We start from the raw sequence: 9,201 nt of genomic DNA, 5'->3' as shown, positions 1-9,201 counted from the left end.
TCCATCTCCAGACCTACCCGGGCTTCTTACTTTCTGCAAGGATTTCCGGCCGCCCCTTCCCCATGCCCACCACACCCGAGATCCCCTCGCGCGCACCAGCTTCGACCAACGCAGGCGTGACGCCCGCGGCTACCGCTCTCAGGCTCGGCGCTGCAACGCGACCGCCGTCATACTTGCCACGGCGCACAGGGTCCACGTGCACGCCAACACCCCGGTTATGACGCCGGAGGCATGCAACCACCCCGCCTCTCCATGCACGCGGCCGAGGTAGAACGCGCCGAGCGCGCACGTGCCCACGGGGAACGTGAGCGACCACCAGCCGGCGCCGAACGGCATTCGGCGGGCGAACCCGGCGAGTGTCATCGCCGCGGCGTACGCCGAGACCGCCGTGCCAATCCCGGCGAGAACGACGATCCCGTAGACGTGCGCGGCGTGCAGCACGTCCGGCCGCGCGTGCGCAGGCAGCAGGTCGGCGACGTTCACCGCGATCAGCTGGATCGCCGCGGTCGACTGCCCGACGACGCCGAGCGGAATCCACAGCGAGGGGCGCATCGCGAGCGGAAGCGATTCGCGGCGCCAGTGATGGTGATAGGCGACCGTGAAGACGAGCCCGCCGAGCACGAGCGCGATCGCGAAACAGGCCGAGATCACCGCGAGCAGCGCCACCCGCGCAGCAATGGAGGCCGCGTGCGAAACAAAAGTGCACCCGGCGGTCGCGGACACCATCGGCGCGACAACCGTCAGCCCCCACACCGGGGTCGGCGGCCCGAGCCCACCGGTTCCCCCGGCTAGGCTCCGGCGCCCGCCCGCGCGGCCTTGCCCGCGAACCCGGCGCAGCCGCACAACGAGCCCTACCGCAAAGTCCACGGCCACGAACAACCCGAGCACGGTCCCCGCAGTCCACAGCACCGCGTCCACCCAGAGCGCAATACCCGACAACGATTCAGACCACAGCGGCAGCACCGCGCTCATTGCGGATCCGGCGGACATCATGCCCATCGACACCGTCCCCCACGCCGGCCGCTGCGACGCCTCCCACACCGCCTTCCGAAGCACCTCGGGATCCCGTCGGCACGCACGCGCGAAGCCCCCGAACAGCCCGAGCATCAGCACCCACGCGGCCACAAGCAGCACCGACGACACCGCCAGCCCCGCAAAACCTTCGCCCCACAGCATCGCGACCAGCGAACTGAGAATTCCCGTGCCCATCACCGTCGGGAACCACGCGGGCCCGGCCGGCGGCAGGGGCACGCGCAGAGTCCAGCGCGAATGCCCGGCGGCGCGCGGGGTGAGCTGTGCCAAGATCATGCTTCCAGTCAACGTGGGGCGCGGCGCTCTCGGTAGACCTCGCGCCGTGGAGCGGTCACAAACGCCGGTTGTGACCCCCGCGCTACACTCGCCCACATGTCCCTCTCCGCGCGCGTACCGGACCTCGACCTCCTCGATTCCGTGGTGGCGACGGCGCGCTGCGGATCCATGGGCGCGGCCGCGCATCTCCTCGGTCTCAGCCAGCAGGCGGTGTCGGCGCGGGTGCGCACTGCCGAGAGGCTGCTCGGCGTCGTGGTGTTCGTGCGCAGCCCGTCGGGGGTCGCGCCCACCGATTCCGGCCGCAGCATCCTCACGTGGGCCGACGAGGTCCTGCGCGCCGCGGCCGCGCTCGACGCGGGTGCCGCCGACCTCCGCGGCGATCCCCTGGCCAGCGCGTCCGTCGCGGTGTCGAACACGGTCTCGGAGTGGCTGTTCCCCAAGTGGGCGGCGACGGTCCGGCGGCAGAATCCCCAGGCGAAGATCTCCGCAATCCCCGGCAACTCCGAGCAGGTCCTCGACGCCGTGCAGTCCGATCGCGTCGACCTCGGTTTCGTTGAGGGCCCGACGATCCCGCGCACGGTGTCCTCGCTGGATGTCGCCCGCGACGAGCTCGTCGTGGTCGTCCCTCCCGAGCACGCTTGGGCCGTCACACCCGCGGCCGCGCCCACCGCCGCGACCAGCCCCGCACCCTCACCCTGCGAACCTGCTCCCGTGTCTGCAGAAACGTTGGGGATGACGCCGCTGGTCATGCGCGAGCAGGGCTCCGGAACCCGCACGACCTTCGAATCGGCGCTCGCGACTCTCGGCATTACCGTCGTTCCGCCGCTCATGGAATTCGGCTCCACGGCCGCGGTCCGGGAGGCCGTGTTCGCCGCCGACGCGCCGGCGGTGTTGTCGTCGCTGGCGGTGCAGCGGGACCTCGCCGACCGGCGGCTCGTGCGCGTGCCCGTGTCCGGGGTGGCGTTCCCCCGCACGCTGCGGGCGGTGTGGAATCCGCGGCGTCGCCCGCGCGGGCTCGCCGCAGACCTTCTCGCCGCGGCCGTCGCCTTCGGGCCCGGGCAGGCATCACATCCGTGACGCCGAGCCGACCGCGGAGCCACCAGTCGGGGCGAGCGGACACTCCAAATGTCCAATGCCTTTCTCATCGAAACTTGTAGACACTGCCTACAGACTGCGAAAGAAATGCACGCGTCAACTGGCCCGAGTCGTAACGCGCCCCGCCGGGAAGGCCAGCACAGCGCGACGCGATAAATGCGGTTGTCGGTACGGTTTCCCCACCCCACCAAGCAACGAGGCATGGACGCGAAGCACGGATGCCGCAGGCCAACCCCCCAGCCCATCACCCAAGCAACAAAACCCGTTATCAACCAGCCGCCGGACCGTGACCCGTTCTTGCGTAGCGCAAGCCGTCGCGAGGGACGATAACCCTATGAGTGCGCCGGGCACCCCGCTCGGCCCTGACTCCGAGGAGCTCACATGTCCAGCACAGGCAGCAAGGTTCGCGCAGCAACCGCCGTTTCCGCGGCGGCGCTCATGTCCACGATCGCCCTCGCCCCCGCGGCTGGCGCGCAGTCCGTCGAGGACCCCTTGGGCGATATCACCGGTTCGCTCGGCGGCCCGGTCCCCTGCGATATCGATCCGGCGCAGGTCGCCGCCGATACGCCCGGCCCCTTCCCCGACCGGCCCGAAGTCGGCTGGACGGTCGGCGAGCACAACGACCTCGGCTCCAATGTCGGCTACCTGTTCCTTGAGACCGAGGGCGGTACCGGCTCATCGCCGACGAAGGTCCTGCTCTACCACCACTGCGAGCTCACCGGAACACAGACGGGCGACGAGAGCGCACGCCGCGTCCTCGGTTCGTCGTCCCAGTTCCACGTGTCAGTCGGCGAGTGGCAGGCCCCGTCGGAGGGAGAACCGAACGCGGCCGCGACCTTCGACTACACCGTCTACGTGTGGAACCCCGTCGCCAACGACATGACCGGCATCGACGTCCCCTTCGGCATCACGGTCTAGCCCGGCCACAGCCGGCCGCCATCGCGGCCCCGACATGGCAAGCGCCCGCAGCGAGATCCTTCCTCGCTGCGGGCGCCGCTTTTTATTCGCTCATGACGTCGGACGTGCCGCGCGTCAAGGGCGCACGCACCTACCGCCCTACTTCATATGCGCATCGAACCAGTCGATCGGAACCTCCGGATGGATGCCGAAGAAGTTGTAGCCATTGAAACGGCGGTCGGTGCCCTCGATCCAGTACAGCTTCCTATCGTCCACCGGGATTGCGTCGTAGATGTCCTGAACATCTTGCGGGCGCGTCATCGTGTCGTCGTGGACCTGCGTCACCAGCGTCGGCACGGTCACGGCCGACACGTGCTCGAGCGGCGACTGCTCGGACAGGTGGAAGCCAGTGCGTTCGTGCACCGCGGCGTCAAACTTGGCGTAGCCGTCCTCGATTCCGAGGTTCTTCACGAACTTCTCGACGATGTGGCTGCCGGACACCGGCTGCAGCATCACCATCGACTCGACCTCGGAGAACTCTTCCGGGTGCTTAGACCATGCCACGGCGGTAAATTCGGCGCCGAGACACACGGACAACAGCGGCTTGCGCATGTCCTTGGTATCCGGGCGCGGCGCGGCGTACCGCAGCGATCCGATCACGTCGCGGTATTCGAGCAGACCGATGCCGGCCATACCGCCGTTGCCCTGCCCGCTGAGCCCGTGATTGCGGATGTCGTAGGCGAGGATGTTGTATCCGGCGTCATGCAGCGCCTTGTACTCGGGCAGGAAGTTGACCTCGAACCCGCCGAGCCCGCCGAATTCGGGAAGGTGCCCGGGGTAGCCGTAGCGATTCCCCGGCAGGAAGTGGTTGTGGATGATCAATTTGTCGGAGTCGCCCGGAATGAACCACCCTTCGAGCGGCACGCCGTCCATCGACGGGAACGTCACGTCCTTGTACTCCAACCCGACCTCGGCGGGCCGGCGAAGGTCCGGCGCGCCGCGCGGCGGTCGTGCCCGTCGTCCACAGCTCGACGAATCCGTCGAATGTTTCCTGTGCCTCATTCGTAGCCATAGTTCTCGTCCTTTGTTAGCCCTGTCCGCTTCTGCCAGCGAGGCTGCCAGCCACGCGACCCCCTCAACAAGGGACAGATTTGTCCCTGGAAAACACCGGCCACCTGTCCCCGGGACACATCGCTGGAAAGATGCCCAGCGTGGGAAATGCAGACAACGGCAACGATCTCGGCCACTTTCTCAAGGCTCGCCGCATGGACCTCACACCCGATGACGTCGAACTTCCCTCCCCGACATCGTCCCGGCGCCGAGCATCGGGCCTTAGACGAGAAGAAGTCGCCGCCCTGGCGACGATAAGCCCGGACTACTACGCCCGCATCGAGCAGGGGCGGCGCAACGCGCCGTGGCCCACGCTCGAGGCGATTGCCCGCGTGCTTCGCCTCGATGATGCCGGCCGCGAATACCTGCTCGAGCCATCCACACGCGGCGAGACTGCGTCGGTCTCGCGGAGTCGGCAGAAGGTGGTGCCGCACTTCCATCGGCTCCTCGACGACCTCGACGAGGTGCCCGCGATCATCCTCGGCCGCTGAATGGATGTGCTCGCGGGGAACTCCCCGGCCGCGGCGCTGATCACCGACTTCGGCGGGCTCCCGCCAAACAGGCGAAACTACGTCTACCTCACATTCGCCGAACCCGCGGTCCGCGATCCCTATCGGGATTGGCCGCGCTGCGCGAAGCTCTGCGTGGCGCAGCTCCACATGGAGGTCGCGCGTAATCCGCAGGGCGACCTCAGGCTCAATGAACTCGTCGGCGAGCTATCGGTTCGCGATGCAGACTTTCGCCGCTGGTGGAGCGATCACCACGTCGTCGTTCGCAGCTCGGGAGTCAAGGAGTTCCGCCATCCTGAGGTCGGCGACCTGACACTCGACTGGGACACGCTTACTGCCGCCTCCGACCCCGACCAGCAGTTGATTTCGTGGAGCGCGAAGCCCGGTTCGCTGTCCCTCGAGCGCCTGCAGGCCCTCGCCAAGCGGCACTCGTAAGAGTGTCACCCCGGCATGTCGCTGGCTACGGGATCAATGTGCGGCGACGATCGTCGAGTCGGCACCGAAGACACCAATTCGAGGAAGTCGACTAGTCTCGCCCCACATCGGGTCGGGCCGTCGCCCGGCTTGCTCCACCCATCCATTTATGAGATTCCACCGACTAGAGGCGATGGTCGAATGCCCAGCAGCGAACACGACTGGCGAGTTCTTCTGGCAGAAGAGCGCGGCTACGCGCAGTCTCGGGCCGATGCGCTTCGCGGCTCCCTCGATGCGCTCGTCCGAAAACGCCGAAACGAGGCGGACGACGACGAACACGACCCGGATGGCGACTCGCTTTCCTCGCAATGGTCGATGCTTACTGGACTGCTTGAGTCGACGAAAACCCAACTCCATGAAATCGACGGCGCCCTCAACCGAGTGGACGAAGGTACTTTCGGTATCTGCTCGTCCTGCGGCACTCCAATCCCGGAGGGACAGCTGATGGCGCGCCCCTTCCGCGCACTGTGCGTCGATTGCGCCAGTAAGCGCAAGTCACCGGCATAAGCGGCGGCCGTTCACCGAAACCCCACGGTCAGGCGATTTCGACCGTGCCCTCGCACGTCGTGTATGGCGCCGAGCTCCCGGGGCCGCCGTTGATCCCGACCGCGGACAGCGGCACGGCGACCGACAAAGGTACCGCCGATTCGTTTGCGTCTACAGTCCACTCGACGTGGCCGACTCCGGTGGGGATGTCGTGGTAATCGCCCAAGCGGTCGAAACTGAATGGGCCGAAGTCCTGCGCTCCCTTCTCTCCGGTCGTCGTATTGGTCCAGTGCAGCGTTCCGGTGGTCGCCGCCATCATTGCGCCTCCGGAGAAGTCTGTGGCGGCGACACCCGACTCACCTTCCTTCGTGGTCATTTCGACCTTGAGCGGGTTGGTGGCGACCGAACCGAGGGCCGGGTCCACGGCCACACAGTTTCCGCCGGCGACGGTCGAGCCGAGATCTCCTGAGCCCGCCGCGGCCAGCGCTCCCCCGGCGAGGTTGCCGACCGAGCCGGGAAACTCTTCGACCGACTGGGCGGCGGCGGCGGTGGCGGGGGTCCCGAGGAGCAGCGCCCCGGCACCGAGAACAGCGAGATGACGAACGAGTGTGGAATTACGCATGGCCGGTATCCTTCCGGGTTGTCGTGTGACGACTGTCATCTTCACCTAGCACTGTGCAACACCCGCACTCCAGTGTCAACAGTAGTTACACCGAGGTCGCCGGCGCGCCGCCCGAAATGAGTAGTGCCGCCCCTGGGCAAAAGGCGGCACGTCGGAATAGCGGACTTAGGCGATATCTGTCTCACCCGTACACGTCGTGTACGGTGCCGAACTCATCGGCAAGAACCCGAGAGCGGCCAGAGAAAGCGGCGCGCCATTCTGGTTCGCGTCGATCTCCCAGGTCACGTGGCCGCGTCCCGTGTCCATGTCGAAGCTTGTGAACCTCGCGTCCATTCCACCGAGAATCTCAAAGTCGTGGTCGCCGCTCGTTCCGGCGGTCGTGTTCTCCCAGCGCAGCGTGCCATTGGTCGGGGAACCGAGAATCGATCCACCTTCGATGTCTACATGAGCCGTGCCGGGCCTACCCTCCTTGGAGGCCATTTCGACGTCGAGCGACGAAGCCATCGAGCCGGAGGGATCGGCGGCGACGCAGCGCCCGCGCGCGACTGTCGAGCCGAGGTCACCCAGGCCCGCCGAGGCCAGCGCGCCGCCAGCGGAGTTGGTGACAGAACCTTCGACCGAGCCGGCGGAACCTGGGGCCGGATCGGTTCCCTGCGCGGACGCGGTTACCGGCGCGCGGACGAGGAGAGCCGCGGCGCCTACAACTGCGAGGCTTCGAGCAAGGACGGTGTTTCGCAATGTGGAGATCCTTCCGAGACTGACGAGCAGCCAGCACGGCCCGTAATACAGACGGTGCATCACATAGTGAATGCCATCAACCGTTCGCCCCGACTCCCCTGCGCAGCGGGCGGAGACGTTCTTCCCCGCGCCGGGGCCCCACAGAGCGCGCTCATCGCGCTTACAGTCAGCCCGTGGACAATGGCCTCATGGACCCGACTCCCGATACCACCGCGCCCGATCTCCTCCTCGGACCGATGCTCCGCTACGTCGACGAATCTCGTGCCACGATCTGGGTGGAAACCTCCGCCCCGTGCGAGGTCTCGGTCGTCGTCGGCGACGAGCGCTTCTCCGAGCCCACATGGACCGTGCACGAGCACCACTTCGCGCTCGTCCGGATCGAGGGACTCGAGCCGGACACGGTATCGGCCTATCGGGTCGAGCTCGATTCGCTCGGGGTATGGCCGGAGGAAGGCGGCCGAGAGAGCATGATCCGCACGCTCGCCGCTGGCGAGAACCCCTGCCCCGTCCGGCTCGCCTTCGGCTCGTGCCGCCGCGGCGAGAAGCAGTCGCCCGAGATGCTCAAGAAGATCGGCGCCGATGCGCTCGTCGCCCTGTCCATGCAGATGGAGGACACTGCCCACGAGCGCTGGCCGGATGCGATGCTCCTGCTCGGCGATCAGATCTACGCCGACATCCCCAGTGAGCGGATCGCGGCGCGCCTCGCCGACCGCCGGGCCGCGGGACTCGGCCCAGAGGCCGTGCGCGCCTCCGAAGGCGCCGGCGGTGACCGCGACGTCTCGAAGGAAATCTGCGATTTCGAGGAGTACTCGTGGCTCTACCACGAGTCGTGGTCGGATCCGGACGTGCGCTGGCTCCTCTCCTCCGTGCCGAGCTGCATGATCCTCGACGACCACGACCTCCGCGACGACTGGAATTCCTCGCGCTTCTGGCGCGAGGAGATGACCGCCCAGCCGTGGTGGAAGGACCGCGTCTCCGGCGCATTCGCCAGCTATTTCGTCTACCAGCACCTCGGCAACCTCTCTCCCGACGAGCTCGACAAGGACCCGACCTACACCGAACTCCGCCGGCTCTCGACGCCGGCGGAACGGGAGCAGCTGCTCGCCGATTTCGCGATCCGCGCCGACTCGGTCCCCGGCGCCTCGAAATGGAGCTATCTCCGCGATTTCGGTGCGGTGCGCGTGGTCATGCTCGACGTCCGCGCCTCGCGCCACCTGCACCGCGGGAACCGGCTGGTCATGGATGACGCCGAATGGGAGTGGGCCCGGTCGATGTGCCTCGACGACGGGGTCGAACACCTCCTCATCGGCTCCTCGCTCCCGGCATTCATGTTGCCCGCGCTCCATCACCTCGAGGGCTGGAACGAGGCCACGGTCGAGCTCCTCGGCACGGCCCCGCTGCGCTCTCGCTTCGCCGAATGGCTCCGCCGGGCGGTGGATCTCGAACACTGGGCGGCGTTCCGCAGCTCCTTCAACGGACTCGTCACGCTGCTCACCGAGGTCGCCAGGGGCGACAGCGGGAGCGCGCCGTCATCCATCCTGGTCCTGGGCGGCGACGTGCACTGCTCTTACATCGAGGAGGTCACGCTCACCGATCCGAGCGTCGCCGATTCGCGCACCGCGGTTCACCAGCTCGTCATGTCGCCGTACCGCAATCCGCTCAACCTCCCGATCAGGGCGGTCAATCGCCTCGCCCAGACCCGCCCGGTGATCGCCGCGCTCAGCGCGCTCTCGCGGCACCGCGGTGTCGTCGAGCCCGCAGCGCAGTGGGGCGTGTCCGACGGGATCTGGTTCGACAACGGAGTGATGACCCTCGAGCTGGAGGGGCGCGCCGCGCGCGTCGAGGTCGACCACGCGAGCGTCGAGTGGCCGAGTGAGGGCAGCAAGGAGGAGCCGCGTCAGGTTCTGCGCCGCACGCTGAACAAGATGCTCGCCGGCTGAGCCAGAACGCGGCAGACGCTGC

At 67.5% G+C, this 9,201-nt stretch carries 10 protein-coding genes; 6 read left to right on the top strand and 4 right to left on the bottom strand.

Going from position 1 to position 9,201, the window contains the following annotated elements:
• Positions 1-138 precede the first annotated feature (138 nt).
• Complete coding sequence (locus tag V7E05_RS08110) at positions 139-1,302, bottom strand: C4-dicarboxylate ABC transporter (RefSeq protein WP_333619163.1); 1,164 nt, start codon at positions 1,300-1,302, stop codon at positions 139-141.
• A 102-nt stretch (positions 1,303-1,404) separates the two neighbouring features.
• Here V7E05_RS08110 and V7E05_RS08105 point away from each other — a divergent pair, with 102 nt between their 5' ends.
• Together V7E05_RS08105 and V7E05_RS08100 are read left to right on the top strand one after the other, a co-directional pair.
• Entirely contained in the window at positions 1,405-2,385 is a 981-nt protein-coding gene (locus V7E05_RS08105) for a LysR family transcriptional regulator (protein ID WP_333619162.1), read from the top strand.
• A gap of 399 nt (positions 2,386-2,784) precedes the next feature.
• Entirely contained in the window at positions 2,785-3,321 is a 537-nt protein-coding gene (locus V7E05_RS08100) for a hypothetical protein (RefSeq protein ID WP_333619161.1), read from the top strand.
• A 138-nt stretch (positions 3,322-3,459) separates the two neighbouring features.
• Here V7E05_RS08100 and V7E05_RS08095 read toward each other — a convergent pair whose 3' ends face one another.
• Complete coding sequence (locus tag V7E05_RS08095; protein WP_442891634.1) at positions 3,460-4,248, bottom strand: alpha/beta hydrolase family protein; 789 nt, start codon at positions 4,246-4,248, stop codon at positions 3,460-3,462.
• Positions 4,249-4,511: 263 nt separating this feature from the next.
• On the opposite strand from V7E05_RS08095, the gene V7E05_RS08090 reads away from it, so the two are divergent.
• The 3 genes from V7E05_RS08090 to V7E05_RS08080 all read left to right on the top strand — a co-directional run bounded on the left by V7E05_RS08090 (position 4,512) and on the right by V7E05_RS08080 (position 5,900).
• Positions 4,512-4,901, top strand: coding sequence for a helix-turn-helix domain-containing protein (locus V7E05_RS08090; protein WP_333619160.1), 390 nt, complete (start codon positions 4,512-4,514; stop codon positions 4,899-4,901).
• Positions 4,902-5,354, top strand: a complete 453-nt coding sequence (locus V7E05_RS08085) for an MmyB family transcriptional regulator (RefSeq protein WP_333619159.1) — start codon at positions 4,902-4,904, stop codon at positions 5,352-5,354.
• 180 nt (positions 5,355-5,534) lie between these two features.
• Positions 5,535-5,900, top strand: a complete 366-nt coding sequence (locus tag V7E05_RS08080) for a TraR/DksA family transcriptional regulator (protein ID WP_333619158.1) — start codon at positions 5,535-5,537, stop codon at positions 5,898-5,900.
• Positions 5,901-5,928: 28 nt separating this feature from the next.
• Here V7E05_RS08080 and V7E05_RS08075 read toward each other — a convergent pair whose 3' ends face one another.
• A complete protein-coding gene (locus V7E05_RS08075; RefSeq protein ID WP_333619157.1) occupies positions 5,929-6,501 on the bottom strand; it encodes a hypothetical protein in 573 nt (190 codons plus the stop codon).
• 165 nt (positions 6,502-6,666) lie between these two features.
• Entirely contained in the window at positions 6,667-7,239 is a 573-nt protein-coding gene (locus tag V7E05_RS08070) for a hypothetical protein (RefSeq protein ID WP_333619156.1), read from the bottom strand.
• Between the two features lie 173 nt (positions 7,240-7,412).
• On the opposite strand from V7E05_RS08070, the gene V7E05_RS08065 reads away from it, so the two are divergent.
• Positions 7,413-9,179: an alkaline phosphatase D family protein gene (locus V7E05_RS08065; RefSeq protein ID WP_333619155.1), complete on the top strand. Its 1,767-nt coding sequence runs from the start codon at positions 7,413-7,415 to the stop codon at positions 9,177-9,179.
• Positions 9,180-9,201 lie beyond the last annotated feature (22 nt).

The organism is Dietzia sp. (assembly GCF_036741115.1).
GTDB lineage: Bacteria > Actinomycetota > Actinomycetes > Mycobacteriales > Mycobacteriaceae > Dietzia.
The sequence above is the reverse complement of the archived record's forward strand: the minus strand, read 5'-3'. Positions and strand labels throughout refer to the sequence as shown.

What these genes read in the sequence shown, in the direction of transcription:
- V7E05_RS08105 (WP_333619162.1), top strand. Translation starts at nt 1,405, where the DNA reads ATGTCCCTCTCCGCGCGCGTACCGGACCTCGACCTCCTCGATTCCGTG.
- V7E05_RS08100 (WP_333619161.1), top strand. Translation starts at nt 2,785, where the DNA reads ATGTCCAGCACAGGCAGCAAGGTTCGCGCAGCAACCGCCGTTTCCGCG.
- V7E05_RS08085 (WP_333619159.1), top strand. Translation starts at nt 4,902, where the DNA reads ATGGATGTGCTCGCGGGGAACTCCCCGGCCGCGGCGCTGATCACCGAC.
- V7E05_RS08080 (WP_333619158.1), top strand. Translation starts at nt 5,535, where the DNA reads ATGCCCAGCAGCGAACACGACTGGCGAGTTCTTCTGGCAGAAGAGCGC.
- V7E05_RS08075 (WP_333619157.1), bottom strand. Translation starts at nt 6,501, where the DNA reads ATGCGTAATTCCACACTCGTTCGTCATCTCGCTGTTCTCGGTGCCGGG.